The sequence below is a fragment of the Mycobacterium sp. IDUB_37 genome, from assembly GCF_055419245.1.
Window position 1 is genome coordinate 287,606 of sequence record NZ_JBVAXG010000003.1, and the last position, 16,589, is coordinate 304,194.

A 16,589-nucleotide genomic window follows, 5' to 3' on the forward strand; every position below is an offset into this window, starting at 1 on the left:
GAGCAGACGCGAACGCCCTCGAAACCGAACGGTTTTGGGGGCGTTTGCGTCTGTTGGGCCGAACTAACGACCCTTGAACTGGGCCTGGCGTCGCTCGATGAACGACTGCACGCCTTCGGCGGCGTCCGCGCTGGCGAACAACTCGCCGACCGCGGGTCGCAGTCGCTCGATCGCGGCCGACTCACCCTGGGTCCGGGCCAGATGCGCGGATGCGAGCGTGGCCCGTACCCCCAGTGGGGCGGCGCGATCGGCGATGGTGTGCGCGATCTCGCGAGCCTTCGTCAAGGCATCGGCAGCGTCTTCGGCAACATCCTGGACCAGCCCAAGCCGATAGGCCTCGGCGGCGTCGAACTCGTCGCCGGTCAGTAACCAGCGCATGGCGTTGCCCCAGCCCGCCTCGCGGGGCAGCCGGATGGTGGCGCCGCCGAACGGATAGATCCCGCGCTGCACTTCCAGCTGGGTGAAGCGGGTTCCGGCGGCCGCGATGCGGATGTCGGCAGCCAGCAGCAGTTCGATGCCCAGCGTCATGCACCAGCCGTGCGCGACCGCGATCAGCGGCGTGGTCCAGGAGCCGTCCAACCGCCACGGGTCGCGGCCGTCCTCCGGAAACGCCAGCTCTCCGGCCGCAATCCCGGGGCCGACGTCGACGAGGTCCAAGCCCGCAGTGAAGTGGTCGCCGTGGGCGAACAGCACTCCGACGCGAAGCGAGTCGTCGGATTCCAGCAGCGCATAGGCGCGGGACAGATCGGCGAGCATCGCCCGATCGAATGAGTTGCGCTTGTGCGGCCGGTTCAGGCCGATCAACAGAACATGCCCGTCCCGCTCGAGCGAAACGGTGTCGAGGGAGATGAGAGTGCCGGCATCGAGGCTTGTCATCGACCCAGTGAACCGCATAAATATGAATTATACAATAGTCCATAATCGTTTAGATCGACTCGATCACAAGTCGATAGCGAGCGGTTGCTTACTAAGTGGCGTTCTTATATGCTTCTCAGCATATTCATGGGTTGAGCGTCTCAGTGGGGAGGCGCCGCGCATGAGCAGGAAACGCCGGGAGTAACCATGTGGATCATCGAGCTCAACATCGCCGGTCTGCGATATACCCGCGAGATGCCAGACGTGCGGCACCCGTTCCGAAAGGGTTCTCGCCATCTGCACTGGCCGGCACTCCGGCACAGCCCTCAGGCATCCCAAGCCGCATGACGCCAACAACCACCAAGCGCCCCAGCACGCGGGACAAGATGCTGGTCAGCGCCGCCCAGGTGATGCGCGAGCGCGGTGCCGCCGGCGTGACCATCGACTCGGTTCTGGCCCGCAGCGGCGCGCCGCGCGGCTCGGTGTATCACCACTTCCCCGAAGGACGCAGCCAGATCCTGTTCGAGGCACTGCGCTACGCGGGCGACTCCATCACCACCGTGATCGACGACGCGGCCGACCGGGGCGCCCGGGCGCTGCTGCGCGAATTCGTCAACTACTGGGACCACCTGCTGACCGATGGCGGCTTCACCGCCGGTTGCCCGGTCGCGGCCGCCGCGCTCGGCTCGGCCGACGATGAGCTCGAACTCACTGTCGCGGCCGGCGACATCCTGGACCGCTGGTCGACAGCGATGACCCGGGCATTCATCGCCGATGGCTTTGACGAACCGACTGCGGCGTCGCTGGCGGTCACATCGATAGCCGCAATGGAAGGCGCCATCATGCTGTGCCGATCGACGCGCAGCGCCGCACCCCTTCGCGCCGTCGGTGAGCAGCTTGAATTCCTGGTCAAGGCAAGGGAATTCGTTCGTCGCAATGAATTGGCCGACAAGCGCGGCGCCTGAACGGCCTCGACTGAGTGCCGAAGCGCTCGACGCGACGACGGGCGCCTACGCCGGCACCGAGGCTGCCCAACGCCGCGGCCACCGGCCCGTAGCAAATGGTGTAACAGCAAACCCTCAACGCCATCGGACAGCCACCGAACTGCTGCTGCACCGCCCGTTGATCGGCGACGCACCAACGGAGCACCGGGCACCGGACAGAACGGCGCCGTTGTTACCGGCGGTACCGGCGCATCGGCGGCACCGCCGGACTGCTCGTCAGCATCAACGGGGACAACGGAGCAAAAGGGCCCCATTAACCCCTGGCCGGGCAGAAACTTCAGTCGCTGGCGGGCAGCGGCTTGACCTCTTTGAGCCCCAGTTTGGTCTCGCCCACGCTGAGACTCCCCTTGCCGGGCTTGGTCACCAGCACCTCGGCGCCCGTTTCGTCCACGTAGCGCTTGCCCATCACACTGCCGTCGGCAAACGCCGGATCGAGGTCGCCCTCTCGTGGGCCGCCCATCTCCACCATCGGCGCGCCGCCGCAACGCAGGTCGTCGAGGCTGTCGGCACTTCTGACGACGATCACCTGGGTGTCACAGACCTGGCTGGCCAGGCGGCTTCCGTTCTTGATCATGATTGCGTCCCTACTAGATTCTCGATGATCTCCCGGCGAAGCACCTTGCCGGTCGCGGTAGTTGGCAGCTCGTCGCGAAACACTACTCGGTCCGGCGTGCGGGACCCTCGCAAACTCTTTCGGACATATTCACGCAGTTCGTCCGGGTCCGGATCGATGCCCGCGAGCGGTACCACGACGGCGACGATCGCCTGGCCCCACTGCGAATCCTCCACCCCGACCACCGCTACGTCGCGCACGTGCGGGTGTTCGATCAGCACCTCTTCCAGTTCGGCGGGCGCGATGTTCTCACCGCCGCGGATGATGGTGTCGTCACTGCGGCCGCCGATGAACAGATATCCGTCGACGTCCAGCATGGCGATGTCTTTGGTTGGGAACCAACCGTTTTCGTCGAGCACCGAGCCGATGCCGGTGTAGCGGCCGGACACCTGCTCGCCGCGGACGAACAGTTCGCCGGTCTCCCCCGGCGCCAGCACGGTGCCGTCCTCGCCGCGAATCTGCAGTTCGATGCCGGGCACCGGTTGTCCGACCGAGCCCAGTCGCCGGGCAATCGTCGCGTCGGAGGCCGCCTGCGCATCGCGGTGGTCGTCGGGCGTCAGCACAGCAATCGTCGAGCTGGTCTCGGTCAGTCCGTAGGCATTGACGAAACCGACGTCCGGCAACAGTTCAAGAGCCCGCCGCACCAGCGGCAGACCGACTTTCGAGCCGCCGTAGGCCAGGTTTCGCAGTGCGGCCAGCTTGTGTTCGCCGGTCTCGAGCACGTTGACGATGCGGTCCAGCATGGTCGGCACCAAGGTCGCGGTGGTCACCTGCTCGTCATTGACCAGACGTACCCACTCGTTGGCGTCAAAGCTGGTTAGATACACCATCTTTCGGCCCGCATACAGGTTAGACAGCGCGGCCCCGACCCCGGCGATGTGATACGGCGGCACGCAGATCAGCGCAGCGTCCGCGGGGCCGGCCGAGTCGAATTCGACCGTCCCGGTGACATAGCTGGTCAGGTTGTTGTGGGTGAGTTCGACGGCTTTCGGTTGCGACGTGGTTCCTGACGTAAACAGCACTATCGCGACGGAATCCGGGTCGGGGAACTCCGCGACCGGGTCGGCGCTACGGGCGGCGGTGACGAAGTCATCGGACAGCATCACCCGACGTTCGACGTCGTCAACCGTGTCTCGGTAGCGCTCGTCGACGATCACCAGCGGATCGGGCAACCGGTCGATCAGCGCGGCAATGCCGTCGGCGGACAACCGGTAGTTGATCGGCGTGAAGCTCAGCCCAGCGCGGGCGGTCGCGAAGATGAGCAATGGCAGCATCGCGCCGCCGGTTCCGATGTACACCACGTGCTTGGCACCGGACGCTGCGATAACCCCCGCACTGCCGTCGGCGAGGTCGCTGAGCTCCTGCGTCGTCAGCCGCAGGTCCCCAGAGACAACGGCCGTGCGGTCCGGGTTGCCCGACACAGCCATCTCGAGAAGCAGCGAAATGCTCAAGTTCGATCCTCCGGGCCCGTTACAAATCTAGCCCACAGTGTAACTCATGGATCGACGGATCAGGTGCCCGTCCACTTCGGCGGGCGCTTCTCGGCAAACGCGATGGCGCCTTCCTTGGCGTCCTTGGACATGAAGATCGGCGCCAGGATTTCGATCTGCTTGGTAAACCGGGTCTCTAGGCTCCAGCCGCGGGATTCGGTGATGATCCGCTTGGTGGCGGCTACCGCGAGCGGGCCATTGGCGGTGATCTTCTCCGCCAGTGCGATCGCCGCATCCAGCGCCCCGCCGGGCTCGGCCAGCACGTTGACCAGGCCCAGCGCATGCGCGCGCTCGGCGGATATCTGGTCACCGGTCAGCGCCAGCTCCATGGCGATCGCGGGCGGAATGCGCTCGGGCAGCCGCAACAATCCCCCACCGCCGGCGACCAGGCCGCGCTTGACTTCCGGAATACCGAACGCCGAGTCTCGCGAGGCCACGATCAGGTCGGTGGCCAGCGCCAGCTCGCAACCGCCGGCCAGGCAGAATCCCTCGACCGCAGCGATCAGCGGCTTGGCGGGCGGACGCTCGGTGAAGCCCATGCCCCGGCCTTGGACGACGACATTCTCGCCGCGGGCAAAAGCCTTAAGGTCCATGCCTGCGCAGAACGAGCCGCCGGCGCCGGTCAGGATCGCCACCGAAAGGCCGGCGTCGTCGTCGAGCCGATCCATGGCATCGGCCAGGCCCCTACTGACCGCGGCATTCACCGCGTTCTTTGCCTTCGGGCGGTTGATCGTGATGATCAGGATGCGGTCCCGCTGCTCGACCAGGACCTCGGGCTCGGTGTTAGCTTCGTCGCTCACATTGCCGATCGTAACCGCCGACCTGCGTGACGAATCGGCCGGTCAATGTAACGCTGTCGGCGACCTGGGATCAGGCCGGAGCCAGCGCCTCCGGGACCACCGTCAGCTCACCGGACAGTCCTGCGGCCCTGCGTATTTCGACGAACTCGGCGACCATCGCCTCGGTCACTTCGTGCGGGTCCTTGAGCGTGCGGCCGTCGGACAACACCGAGATGTTGAGTTGATCGACGTAGCTCCACACAGTGATGTTCAGACCGCTGCCGGCGGTCAGTGGCCCGACGGAATAGATCTCGGTCACCAGCGCACCGCCCACCCGGCCACGGACCCGCGGACCCGGCACGTTCGAGATGTTCAGGTTGAGCACCTTGTTCTGCCCGTCGCGGCTGGCCAAATACCTGAACATCGCCTGCGTCGCCGTCGGCGGCCAGTAGGCAGCCCAGCGGCTGATCAGTTCCGGCCCCAGCAACTGATGGCTTTCCTTGGCGAAGACCGCGTTGTCATGTGCGGCTTTTACCCGTTCCAGCGGGTCGTCCAGGTCGGTGGGCAGCGCGACCATCATTCCGGTGAACTTGTTGCCGGAGATCCGCTCCGGCGAGAAGTCGAAGCTGATCGGCACCGAGGCCAGCAGCGGCTCGGCCTTGCCGTCGTAGCGCAGCAGCAGGCTGTGCAACGCCCCGCTGGCCATGGCCAGCACCATGTCGTTGATCGTCGCGCCCAGCTTCTTGCCCGTCGCCTTGACATCGGCCAGCGCCAGCGTGGCGGTGGCAAACCGGCGCTCGGAGTCAAGCATGTGGTTCATGAAAGTCGGCGGGGGCGTGAACGGCATGGTCAGTTCCGGCGAAAGCTTGCGCGAGCTGCGTCGTACCCGCCGGACGCCTTGCGCGGTGTAAGCGACGGTTGCAGGGATGCGCTTGATGTGCCGCATGTGGTCGACGAACGCCGTACTCATCAGCTCCCGTTTGGTCGGCGCCGGATCAGGCGTGTAGGAGCTGACCTGCGGCGTCGGCATCAGATCCATGCCGTGCGCCATCAAGTTGGCCGACGCGACACCGTCGGCCAGGGCGTGGTGGATCTTGAGCACAACGGCGATCCGGTCATTGGCCAGGCCCTCGACGAAGTACATCTCCCATAACGGGCGGGCGCGGTCCAACTGCGTGCTGCCGATCTCCCCGATCGCCACGTCGAGTTCACGGCGGCCACCCGGCGCCGCGACCTGCCATGGCCGGACGTGGTAATCGAAGTCAACCTCGCAGTTTTCCCGCCACATCGGGTGGTGGAACCGGTACGGAACGTCGATCAGCTGGTAACCGAGCGGGACCAGCTTGTCCATCCGGCTGGCGATGACCTGACGAAACGCATCGATAGAAAAGCCACGACTGGCCGGATCGAGTTCGATGACGGCCACCTTGAGCGTGTGCATGTGCACGTTCGGCGTCTCGCTGTACAGCAGTACCGCGTCCCACCCGGTCAGCCGCTTCACCGCAGTTCCCTACCCATAGCGCGACCTTACAAGCGGTCGGACTTCAGATGACTTCTTTGGCGAACTGTGTCCGGGTGCGGTGGACCTGGTTGAGGAACAGCGACGTGGCGTGGGCCATCGCACCCGCGCGTGGTCCGTCGAGCATGTCGAAGCCGTGGCCCGCGCCCGGCAGTTCCACGTAGTTGACCGACGAGGTCGAAACCGCACGCAACCGCTCAACGAAGCTACGGGCCTGCGCCACCGGGATCACGTTGTCCTTGCTGCCGTGAATCACCAGGAACGGCGGTGCGTTTCGGTGCACGCGGGCAATCGGCGACGCGTCCCGGAACACCTCGGGGCGACGGGCGATCGAACGCTGGACCACCACCCGCTCCAAGAATTCGACGAACCGCGCGCGTTCCGGCGTGGAGCGGTCCTCCCAGTCGTAACGGCCGTAGATACCGACGACGGCGTCGACGGAACTGTCGGCACCCTCAGGCAGCTCGGCCTGGTAGCTCGCGTCATCGGGGGCCAGTCCGGCCAGGGCAGCCAGGTGACCGCCGGCCGAACAACCCGCCACCGCGACGAAATTGCGGTCGCCACCGAACTTGTCGACATTGGCCCGCGCCCACGAAATGGCGGTTTTGACGTCGGTGATGTGGCGCGGCCAGCGGTTCTGCGGCGACACGCGGTAGTTGATCGCCAGGCACACCCAGCCCTGCTCCGCCAGCCGCGACAGCAGTGCGGTCCCCTGCATCTGGGTGCTGCCGTGCACCCAGGCACCGCCCGGCACGAACACCAGCACCGGCGCGGATTCCAGTGACACATCCTTGCGGCGCCATACGTCCAGCGTCTGAACCGGGTTATCGCCGTAGTGGACGCCCCGGCGGTAGAGGTACTTACTCCGGCGCAGCGCCTTCCTGAATGGGGGCGTGGGGTCTGCGGCGGGCCACTCGACGTCCAGTTCGGCGGCCGACACCATCCCGCGCAAGGCCGCGATCGACACGTCGTTGGTGCTCTCGCGATCACGACGGCGCTCTTCCTCGCTGCCCCGACCCTTGAACGATGCGGACATCAGTTCAGGCGCGAACCGCATGCCCCAGACGCTCAGCGCGGCGACGGTCCCGATCGGCTCGAGTCGCTTTCCGACCAACGGCAGGGAAGCCCCCGCCTTGCTCATGGCCAGCAGATAGTCAGCAGGACTGGCCTGCAGCATCCACTTGACGCAAGATTTGGACTGTCCACTCGCGGTCATGCTGGGGAGCGTACCCCTACTGACCGGTAATAACCCAGCATTATCTCGGGGTCGCCTGGCGGTGCCCGGAACGCCTGTGCATCCGAATCAGTCTCACCGCGTAGGCAATGGCACTGGCGGTGAACATCGTGGCGGTCAGCAGCAACCATCGGCCGAGAAATGGCTGTTGGGACCCTCCGGTGGCGGCCTGATACGTATCCGCCCCCTGTTCGATGATGCCGGGCAGGAATACCAGCAGCGTGAGGCCCGCTCCGAGAGCCGGGACTCGAATGTAGTTACGCACCGGAACTTTTGATTCATGCCGACTGCGGCGCGCCGGCCTGGACAGCGCCGAGTCCAGTGCCGCGTCGGCCAGCGCGTAGATCGGGAACAGCACCAGGTCATGGCCGATGACGGCGGCGGCAAACCAGACGACGATCGACTGCCACCACACACCCGGATTCCACAACGTGACGGGCTTGGCGATCAGCAGTACGTAACCCAGCATCGCTAGACCGGCCAGCATGGTCAGCAGATGCAGCGGATGGGCTCCGTAGTACCGCGTGAAAAGCTTTGCCAGGTTACGCATTTCGACCCGGAGCGAAGTCGATGGAGGCAACCCATTTGGTGTTGTGCACCCCGGGCAGCGCGGGGACGATGATCCGGGCCGGATAGCCGTGGTCCATCGACAGGTCTGCGCCGTTGACCCGCAAGGCGAGCAGCGCGTCCCGATCGACGATCTGATTGGCCGCCAACGTGGCCACGCTGAACGCGCCGCCACGTTGCAGCGACGTCACCCGCGCTGAATCCGGTGCCGCCACCCCGGCCAAGCGCGCCAGATCGGCCAGCCGCACCCCGCTCCAGGTCTGCACCGTCGACCAGCCTTCGACGCAGGCGATAGGTAACCGCGCGGTGTGTTGTGGCATGCCGTTGAGCGCCGCACGGTCCAGCACCACCGCGGCCGGCCCACCGCGCAGGACCAGTCGCCATTGCTCGCCAACCGCTTCGGGCGTGATGCCGGCGACGGCCGCGGTCCTGTTGATCGGGAAATCTCGACTGCCCGAGGGCTGCCGGCCGCGGGGCAGCAGCAGCGCAACACTGCGGGCCGGCCCGCCGAGAGTCTGGCCGACCGTCAGAACCGCGATCAGCAGCACGCCGGATCCGACGAGGGCCAGCGCACCGCGCCGACTCATCGTCGGCTCGGCCGGATCCTCGGCGACCAGTCCGGTGTCGTCCGGCGACTCCGCACGAGTACCAGAGGTGCTGGTATGAAACACTTCTCGTAGCGGTAGCGATCGCAGCCCGGTGATCATGTGCGGAATCTTGAGCGCGATATGCGTCAGGAAACCCGCGATGAAGACCCAGGCCCCGAAGTAGTGCGCGTCATAAAAGCTGAATCCGAAGATGTAGTCGTACTGAATGTTGAGCACGCCGGTGACGATCTCGAACAGCAGACCGCCGACCAGCATCAGCAACGACAGCCTCTCGGCCAGCTGCGCGATCGAACGCGCCGGCGGCCAGACGAACAACTTCGGGATCACCGACCACAACTTGGCCAATACCACCGGGATGATCACCAGCCCGAGCCCCACATGCAGCCCTTGCGTCAGCCGGTACAGCCAGGACGGGTGGGTGGGCCAGGTGAAGAGCGGTAGTCGAAGCCATCCGACGTCGGCCGGGATGGCTTGGCCGAACTGCGGCGCGTAGGCAATGTAGGAGAGCAGGCCGGTGACGATGATGACCGGCAGCACTATCAGCAGCACCAGCCCGAACACCGAGGTCAGCCACAGGCCGCGCAGCGGGCTCTTGAACCGAACCCGCACGCGTGCGCTCACAGCGCGGCCAGGGTGGCGATCACCCGCCCGCCGATCATCCGGATACCGGTCAGGGTGAGGCCGACTTGGGCGGCAAGGATTGCGGCGCTGTCCACGCCGACCGAGGCCCAGCGGAACCACTCCCCGACTTCGCTGCCGGCTTCCAACCGCACCCACCGCTCTCGGATACCGATGGCCTGCGTGTCGAACTCGGCAATGCAGCGACCGCCACGGCCCAACAACTCCGCGGCCCGACCGACAATGCGCCGGGGGTCGCCACCGAGGCCGACATTGCCGTCGATCAACAACACGGTCTGCCAACGGCCCGTCCCGGGCAGCGGCTCGAACACGTCACCCAGTAAGACCGGAGCACCGCCACGGGTCGCGAGCCGTATCGCGGTCACTGACCGGTCGATACCCAGCGCCGGCACACCACGCTCGATCAGCCGGGCCACCAGACGGGCCGGACCGCAGCCCAGCTCGATGGTCGGTCCGCTGCACATCTGGGTGACGGCCTGATCGAACGCGTCATCCGACGCCTGCTCCTGAGCGTTCGCAGAAGTGTGGTCGGCTGCGGGCGCTACCTTGCCCAGCCAGCGGTGAGCGGGCAGCGGGGTTATCTCGCCGTCATCGTGCCGGATCCAACATCGTTCGCCGTCCAGTGCCCGCTCGTACAGATGCCCCAGCATTTCACGCCTCTCGCATCCCGCTTGACCACGTCGCGTGAACACTCGGTGACCGCCGGCCACGTCTGCCAGCTTCTCCATCGATACCCCGTTCGCTGAGAGGCCAACCCATAGATGTCAATGGTTCCGCTCAGCGATCGCGAAAAGTCCACACCAATGATTCGGTGCCGAAGCGGGCCGAGATGGCGCAGGTTGGATACTGAGTTCGTGTCGGCACCACTGAACGATCCCGTCCATCCAGACCTACGCCGCATCGCGCGCTTCGCGCCGCGACGATTGGTGGGTCCCCGAAGTCTGCGGATCATGCGGGTGCTGATGAATTTGCGGCCCGGTGGCGGATCCGACGACGTCGAAGTACTCACCCTGGGATCCGGTGTCGGTGTTCGCCTGTACCGACCTGCCGGCGTCGCCGAGCCGGGTCCGGCCCTGCTGTGGATTCACGGCGGCGGCTATGTGCTGGGCAGCGCGGAACAGGACGACGACCTGTGCCTGCGCTACAGCCGACGGCTGGGGATCACCGTCGCGTCGGTCGAGTACCGGCTGGCGCCCGAGCACCCGTATCCGGCTCCGCTGGAAGACTGTCACGCGGCCTTGGTGTGGCTGGCCGGGCTGAGCACGGTAGATCAGGCGCGGGTGATCATCGGCGGCGCCAGCGCCGGGGGCGGGTTGGCCGCCGGGTTGGCCCTGTTGGCGCGAGATCGCGGTGAAGTCGCACCACTATTCCAACTGTTGGTGTACCCGATGGTCGATGACCGCAGCTCTGCATCTGCAAGCCCGGTCAGCGACAACTTTCGGCTCTGGAACCAGAAGTCCAACCGCTTCGGCTGGGCGGCCTATCTCGGCGATGCGGATCCCGCGGTGGCCGTCCCGGCCAGGCGCGAGGATCTCGCCGGTCTGCCGCCCGCCTGGATAGGAGTGGGCACTCACGACCTGTTCCACGACGAGGACCTGGCGTACGCCGAACGACTACGCGACGCCGGAGTGCCGTGCCAGGTCGACCTGGTGCCGGGCGCGTTCCACGGATTCGACCTGGTGGCAGCAAAACTTCCGGTGTCACGGCAATTCTTCGACAAGCAGTGTGAAGTCCTGAGTGCCGCGCTGGCGCCAGCCGGGTGAATCACATCGCGAAGTAGACGAGGTCGCCGCCGATAATCGTCGCGGCCACGAGTCCGGCATCCAGCTCGGCCAGTGCGACCTGCGGCGGTTCGGAGAGCACGCACAGATTCCCCGGCTCGCCTATCTCGACCGTGCGGGGTCGGTCCGGCCGATCCGGCCAGCCGAGAAACATCGTCAGCGCCGTCCGCGGCGAGACACATTCGGCCGCATTGAGGACCGCGCCGGATCGGGTGGTGCGCGTCACCGCGGCCCGCATCGCCGCCCACGGGTCGCCGTGGCCGAACGGCATGTCCGTCGACAACGCCACCGCAACCTTCGCATCCAACAGCGACGCGACCCGCCAGAGCTGATCGTGCTCGTAGGCGGGCACCTCCGCGAGGTACTGGTCGCCGCGTTCGGCCACGAAGTTGGGCTGTGTGACCACCGTGAGGGCCAGGTCGGCCAGATCCACCAAGTTGTCTTCAGGCACCACGGCGGCGTGTTCGATGCGGTCGAGCGGATGACTGCCCGCCACCCGCAAGGCTGCAATGGTCACCACCAATTGGGCGGCGGTCACGCAGTGCACGGCTACCGGTTGCCCGACGCTGTGCCGGTCAGCTATCCAGGCCGTCAGCGCATCCAGGTCCAGACGATCGTCGTGCAGGATCTTCTTACCCGGTGACAGCAACCGCACTCCCGGCCGGAATTCGCCGCTGCGGTGCGCCATCATCAGCGAAATCAGGTGCCCGGCGTCCACATCCGGCGTGGCATCGGTAACGCCGGTGACGCCGGTCGAAGTGATGCGCCGGCTCAGTTCGGCCAGATCGGTTTCGCGTTGCTGCAAAGCTTCCGACCAAGGGTCGGCGCTGCGCAGCCGGCCGTCGGGATGACCGGCCAGGCCGACGCGTCCCAACGCGGCCGAATTGAGCACCCACAACGCGCCGCTGCGGTGCTGGACGCGTACCGGCACATGCGCCAACACAGCGTCCAAGGCCCTGCGGTCCAGGTCTCCGGCCACTGACTCGTGGTATCCGATAGCCCGGATCCAGCCGTCGGCGCCCGGTGCCGCGTTCGACAGGGCATGCGCGAGCTGCTGCCGGTTGCAGACCGCGGGAGGTCCGACGGAGAGCGAATCCAGTGCCGACGCCGCCGAGCGCAGGTGCACGTGGTGATCGTGCAGACCGGGCAAAACGGTTCCGCCGCCGGCGTCGAGCACGCCCTCTCCGTGTCGCGGCGTCAGGCGGGCACCCACTTCTTCGACCCGCACCCCGACGCGGATATCGGCACTCGTCCCATCCAGCAGGGTGGCTCGCTGAATCAGCACGTCAGGAGTCTTCGTTCGGCGACCATCTGTTGCACGACGGCGTTATCGGCCCCCAGCGCCACGGCGGCCTTATCGACCGCGGGAGCTGACGGCGGTCGGGCCAGGAACTTCGCGTCCGGGGGATGAGTCGGCAGCGCCGCATAGGTCGCGGAGACCGCCGCCATGGAAACCTCGATCAGTTCGCCGCCGCCGCGGTCCAGCGATTCGACGACAGCGCGGGCGGCCTCCAGGCCGGTCAACGGGTCGGCGATGGCGTCGCCGCAAAACACCGGACCGCCCGTCCCTAATGAACCGCCCACCAGACCGCCCGCAACGGCGGCGTCGTCGCCGAACGCCGGCCGGCGGGATTGTGTGCCGTACCCGGTGATCCGCAGCCAGATGCGCCCAGCGGGTGGCGCGATGTCGTCAGGCCCGAGGTGTCTGCGTGCCAGCGCTTCGGGTCGCGACCCTTCGATCACGATGTCGGCCACCGACAGCAGGTCGCGCAATTGGTCCGCCTGCCCGTCGAAGTCCAGACAGTAGGAGAGCTTGTCGGCATTGATCCAGTCGAAGAAGGTCCGGTGCCCGGCCCGGGTGCCGTCGGGGCGGCCGGGGCTCTCCACTTTGATGACGGTGGCGCCGGTCCTGGCGAGCAGCTTGCCGCACAGCGGGCCCGCCCACATCGACGACAGGTCGGCCACGATCAGTCCGGCCGGACCGCGTCCGGGTACGCGCGGCGACGTCTGCCGGATCCGCGGCGGCGCGGCGGCGGCCTCACTCAGAGCTGCGGCGGGGATGTCGAGCAGTTCGGCACGCTCGATGATCTCGGCCAGCGGACGGGTGGCCGCCCAGCGCTGCAGCAGCGGCCACGGATCTTCGCCCGCTTCGTTGATGTCGTCGATGCGCAGCAGCGCCGGTACTGCGGCGATGTCGTCCTGACGCGACAACGTGACTGCGCACCAGCCGTCGCGGGCCTCGAACAAACGAGTGGAACCCCCGTTCGACACGCGGCCGCCCCGTGCCAGGCCGAGCAGCGCGGCTCGTCCGGTCAGCAGGGCCGCCGCATCCGGGGCGATCCGCTGGGCACGCTGGAGCACGTTCGATCGGGAGAAGTCGGGCGGGCCGTCGGACAGGCCGGTGAGGAAAGCGAGCCCGCTATCAGCCCACTGGCTTCCTAACCCGGAACTCACCCCACCATGGTGCGCGCCGCTGACGGCCGTCGGTTACCGGGTGCGGCGAGGTTGTCCGACCTTGCTTCGAGCAGGCCCACTATGACCGACCGAGGTGCGGCAAGGGGGGACTGGAGGAGACCATTAGAACGGTTCACAGTATTTTGGCGGAAAGATAGTATGTTTTTGCCGGTTTCGAGTTATCTTCGTATCGGCTTAGCCAGTGAACATGACCGGGGGCATCTTCTCGACGCTTGGGTCGTGTCCGAGGGATGGACGGGTTCCCGATGTCGTACGTGATCGCAGCACCTGATGTGCTCTATGCAGCCGCTTCACACTTGGCCGGTCTCGGCTCAACGCTCGAATCGGCCAATGCCAGCGCGGCAGCCTCGACTACGAGTCTGCTGGCCGCGGCCGAAGACGAGGTGTCTGCCGCAATCGCGGCCGTCTTCGGCGCGCACGGCCAGACCTACCAGGCCGTCAGTGCGCAAGCGGCGGCGTTCCATGATCAGTTCCTGCAGACCCTATCGCTGGGCGGCGGTGCCTACGCCACTGCGGAAACGGCCAACGCGGGCCCGCTGCAACCGCTGATCAATCTGATCAACACACCGACCGAGACGCTCTTCGGGCGCGCGCTGATCGGTGACGGCGCCAACGGGGTCGACGGGACCGGCTCGAATGGCGGTGACGGCGGCTACCTATACGGCAACGGCGGACGCGGCGGCACGGGTGCGGCCGGACAAGCAGGTGGCGCTGGCGGCTCGGCCGGCCTGATCGGCAGCGGCGGCGCGGGCGGCGCCGGCGGCGCCTCGGCTCTTATCGCCGGCGGCGCGGGCGGACGCGGCGGCAACGGCGGTTTCCTGTGGGGCAACGGCGGCCCCGGCGGTGCCGGCGGTGCCAACACCGGCGGGCTCGGATCCGGCGGATTCGGCGGCGCAGGCGGCCAGGCCTATCTGTTCGGCAGCGGCGGTAACGGCGGCCTCGGTGGTTCGAGCACCACCGCCAACGGCGGCGACGGCGGCGCGGGTAATACCGGTGGGATCTTGTACGGCGACGGCGGCGCGGGCGGCGCGGGCGGCAACGCGGGCCTTACCGGAAGCGGTGGCGCTGGTGGCACGGGCGCCAACTCGTGGCTGCTCGGCAACGCCGGGGCTGGCGGCGCCGGCGGCAACACAGCGGGCATCGGCGGTGCGGGCGCGGGCGGTGACGGCGGGAACACCATCCTCGGCATCGCCGGGTCCGGCGGCGCCGGCGGTAATTCCGGCGGCACTGGCGTCGGTGGAGCGGGCGGCCTCGGTGGCAACGCGTACCTGGCCGGACTCGGCGGAAACGGTGGAGCGGGCGGTAACAGCGTGGGCTCCGACGCGGGTGCGGGTGGCGGCGGCGGCGCCGCGTTCGTGCTCGGCTACGGCGGAAATGGTGCGGCCGGCGGCTTCAGTCAGGGCGGCTACGGCGGAGCAGGCGGATCGGGCGCGGCTGGCGGGCTCCTGCTCGGCAGCGGCGGACATGGCGGAGCCGGCGGCTCTACCACCGCGGCAGTCGGGTCTGGCGGAGCCGGTGGAGCCGGCGGCATTTCCTGGCTCGTCGGCGAGGGCGGCTCCGGCGGCGCCGGTGGCAGCAGCGTCAACGGTGTCGGCGGTGCAGGTGGTACGGGCGCTCAGGCGGGCGTCCTGCTCGGTACCGGCGGCTCCGGCGGCAATGGTGGCAGCACAAATCTCCTGAACGGCGCACCCGGCAACGGCGGCACCGCCGGCAACGCCGGCCTGTTCGGTCGAGGCGGTAACGGTGGCGCCGGCGGCGCTTCCAACAACGCCCTCGGTGGCTTCAGCGGCAACGGCGGCCTAGGCGGCAACGGTGGCATCCTGCTCGGCAACGGTGGCCACGGGGGTGCCGCTGGCTTCAGCGCGGCAGGCACTGACGGCATCGGCGGCGGCGGCGGCAATGCCTTCATATTGGGTAACGGTGGTAACGGCGGCAATGGCGTGATCGGCGGCACTGCCGGACGCGCCGGACTGCTAATCGGCTTCGGCGGCGACGGCGGAACCATTCAGCACGGCGCCAACGGTGGCCTGCTGTTCGGAAACGGTGGCAACGGCGGCAACGGCAGCGTCGAGTTGGGCACTAACGGCGGCAACGGCGGCAGGGCCTGGTTGTTCGGCGATGGTGGCCAGGGGGGTGCCGGCAGCGGCGGCGTGTTGAGCGTCGCCAACGGGAACGGCTTCAACGGCGGCAGCGGCGGAGAAGGCGGCATCCTCTTCGGCTTCGGCGGCTCCGGCGGGGCCGGGGGCACCGGCTTGGTCTTGGGCGGCACCGGCAACGGCGGAGCGGGCGGAACCGGCGGTCGCGGCGGGTGGCTGTTCGGCACCGGCGGGTTCGGCGGCGCGGGTGGCAACGGCGGTGACGGCACCGCCGTGTTGGCCGGCGGTAACGGCGGTCAGGGCGGCAATGCCGGCGCAAGTGGTCTCCTCGCCGGTAACGGCGCGGGCGGCGGGAACGGTGGCGCGGGTGGCACCGGGGTCGCTCTCGCCGGCGTAGGCGGGAACGGCGGACAAGGCGCCTCGACGACCTTGTTCGGCAACGGCGGTTCCGGCGGCATCGGCGGCGGCGGTGGCGCGAGTTTCTCGGCGATAGGCGCGGCGGGCGGCCAGGGCGGTGCTGGCGGCAACAGTGGCTTCATCTACGGCAACGGCGGCGGCGGCGGCACCGGCGGGGCCGGCGGTGCGGACAACAACCCAGTCGGCCAGGGCGGACCTGGCGGCGGCGGCGGCACTGGCGGCAACGCCACGTTCATCGGTAGCGGCGGCGTCGGCGGAGTCGGCGGCTCCGGCGGCACGGGAGTGTCAGTCGGAACCACCGGAACGACGGGTAACGGCGGACGCAAGGGCCTGTTCGGCTGACGCTGGGCCGTCCATCGGCCGTCCCGAAAGCCGTTGACTTCGGTGGCGGGCCCGCCCTTTCGCAGGGCGGGCCCGATTGCTGTTCGCGACACGGTACCGATGGTCATGGATAAGCGCGTAACCAGTGCTGCGCTGTGGCCTGTGCCACATTTCGCGGACTCGGATGTGGC

The 16,589-nt window shown here is 67.7% G+C and carries 14 protein-coding genes; 3 read left to right on the forward strand and 11 right to left on the reverse strand.

All coding sequences use genetic code 11. The features are described 5' to 3' along the window. Positions 1-63: 63 nt before the first annotated feature. Positions 64-876: a crotonase/enoyl-CoA hydratase family protein gene (locus tag ACZY1I_RS12105; protein ID WP_463754639.1), complete on the reverse strand. Its 813-nt coding sequence runs from the start codon at positions 874-876 to the stop codon at positions 64-66. 323 nt (positions 877-1,199) lie between these two features. Between ACZY1I_RS12105 and ACZY1I_RS12110 the strand changes: the two genes are divergently transcribed. Then, positions 1,200-1,820, forward strand: coding sequence for a TetR/AcrR family transcriptional regulator (locus ACZY1I_RS12110; RefSeq protein ID WP_463754640.1), 621 nt, complete (start codon positions 1,200-1,202; stop codon positions 1,818-1,820). A 316-nt stretch (positions 1,821-2,136) separates the two neighbouring features. On the opposite strand, the gene ACZY1I_RS12115 is transcribed toward ACZY1I_RS12110, so the two are convergent. The 8 genes from ACZY1I_RS12115 to ACZY1I_RS12150 all read right to left on the reverse strand — a co-directional run bounded on the left by ACZY1I_RS12115 (position 2,137) and on the right by ACZY1I_RS12150 (position 9,958). Further along, the gene (locus tag ACZY1I_RS12115; protein WP_463754641.1) at positions 2,137-2,433 is read right to left on the reverse strand and encodes a hypothetical protein; all 297 of its coding nucleotides are present in this window, start codon (positions 2,431-2,433) and stop codon (positions 2,137-2,139) included. Further along, positions 2,430-3,923, reverse strand: coding sequence for a class I adenylate-forming enzyme family protein (locus tag ACZY1I_RS12120; RefSeq protein ID WP_463754642.1), 1,494 nt, complete (start codon positions 3,921-3,923; stop codon positions 2,430-2,432). Before ACZY1I_RS12120 ends, ACZY1I_RS12115 begins: the two co-directional genes overlap by 4 nt. 59 nt (positions 3,924-3,982) lie before the next feature. Beyond that, entirely contained in the window at positions 3,983-4,762 is a 780-nt protein-coding gene (locus ACZY1I_RS12125) for a crotonase/enoyl-CoA hydratase family protein (protein WP_463754643.1), read from the reverse strand. A gap of 70 nt (positions 4,763-4,832) precedes the next feature. After that, positions 4,833-6,242, reverse strand: coding sequence for a WS/DGAT/MGAT family O-acyltransferase (locus ACZY1I_RS12130; protein WP_463754644.1), 1,410 nt, complete (start codon positions 6,240-6,242; stop codon positions 4,833-4,835). Between the two features lie 43 nt (positions 6,243-6,285). Beyond that, positions 6,286-7,476: an alpha/beta fold hydrolase gene (locus ACZY1I_RS12135; RefSeq protein ID WP_463754645.1), complete on the reverse strand. Its 1,191-nt coding sequence runs from the start codon at positions 7,474-7,476 to the stop codon at positions 6,286-6,288. 40 nt (positions 7,477-7,516) lie between these two features. Next, the gene (locus tag ACZY1I_RS12140) at positions 7,517-8,044 is read right to left on the reverse strand and encodes a hypothetical protein (protein WP_463754646.1); all 528 of its coding nucleotides are present in this window, start codon (positions 8,042-8,044) and stop codon (positions 7,517-7,519) included. Continuing rightward, a complete protein-coding gene (locus ACZY1I_RS12145; protein WP_463754647.1) occupies positions 8,037-9,290 on the reverse strand; it encodes a molybdopterin-dependent oxidoreductase in 1,254 nt (417 codons plus the stop codon). Before ACZY1I_RS12145 ends, ACZY1I_RS12140 begins: the two co-directional genes overlap by 8 nt. Continuing rightward, positions 9,287-9,958 carry a class I SAM-dependent methyltransferase gene (locus tag ACZY1I_RS12150; protein ID WP_463755101.1) on the reverse strand — a complete coding sequence of 224 codons (672 nt, stop codon included), beginning with the start codon at positions 9,956-9,958 and terminating at the stop codon, positions 9,287-9,289. Before ACZY1I_RS12150 ends, ACZY1I_RS12145 begins: the two co-directional genes overlap by 4 nt. A 204-nt stretch (positions 9,959-10,162) precedes the next feature. Here ACZY1I_RS12150 and ACZY1I_RS12155 point away from each other — a divergent pair, with 204 nt between their 5' ends. Next, positions 10,163-11,071: an alpha/beta hydrolase gene (locus ACZY1I_RS12155; RefSeq protein WP_463754648.1), complete on the forward strand. Its 909-nt coding sequence runs from the start codon at positions 10,163-10,165 to the stop codon at positions 11,069-11,071. Position 11,072: 1 nt separating this feature from the next. On the opposite strand, the gene ACZY1I_RS12160 is transcribed toward ACZY1I_RS12155, so the two are convergent. Together ACZY1I_RS12160 and ACZY1I_RS12165 are read right to left on the reverse strand one after the other, a co-directional pair. Then, entirely contained in the window at positions 11,073-12,374 is a 1,302-nt protein-coding gene (locus tag ACZY1I_RS12160) for an amidohydrolase family protein (protein ID WP_463754649.1), read from the reverse strand. After that, positions 12,368-13,543: a CoA transferase gene (locus ACZY1I_RS12165; protein WP_463754650.1), complete on the reverse strand. Its 1,176-nt coding sequence runs from the start codon at positions 13,541-13,543 to the stop codon at positions 12,368-12,370. Before ACZY1I_RS12165 ends, ACZY1I_RS12160 begins: the two co-directional genes overlap by 7 nt. Before the next feature lie 266 nt (positions 13,544-13,809). Between ACZY1I_RS12165 and ACZY1I_RS12170 the strand changes: the two genes are divergently transcribed. After that, positions 13,810-16,419: a PE family protein gene (locus tag ACZY1I_RS12170; RefSeq protein ID WP_463754651.1), complete on the forward strand. Its 2,610-nt coding sequence runs from the start codon at positions 13,810-13,812 to the stop codon at positions 16,417-16,419. Positions 16,420-16,589: the final 170 nt, after the last annotated feature.

Coding starts and splice junctions, on each gene's coding strand:
- ACZY1I_RS12110 (WP_463754640.1), top strand. CDS start 1,200: ATGACGCCAACAACCACCAAGCGCCCCAGCACGCGGGACAAGATGCTG.
- ACZY1I_RS12170 (WP_463754651.1), top strand. CDS start 13,810: ATGTCGTACGTGATCGCAGCACCTGATGTGCTCTATGCAGCCGCTTCA.
- ACZY1I_RS12135 (WP_463754645.1), bottom strand. CDS start 7,476: ATGACCGCGAGTGGACAGTCCAAATCTTGCGTCAAGTGGATGCTGCAG.
- ACZY1I_RS12115 (WP_463754641.1), bottom strand. CDS start 2,433: ATGATCAAGAACGGAAGCCGCCTGGCCAGCCAGGTCTGTGACACCCAG.
- ACZY1I_RS12140 (WP_463754646.1), bottom strand. CDS start 8,044: ATGCGTAACCTGGCAAAGCTTTTCACGCGGTACTACGGAGCCCATCCG.
- ACZY1I_RS12105 (WP_463754639.1), bottom strand. CDS start 876: ATGACAAGCCTCGATGCCGGCACTCTCATCTCCCTCGACACCGTTTCG.
- ACZY1I_RS12150 (WP_463755101.1), bottom strand. CDS start 9,958: ATGCTGGGGCATCTGTACGAGCGGGCACTGGACGGCGAACGATGTTGG.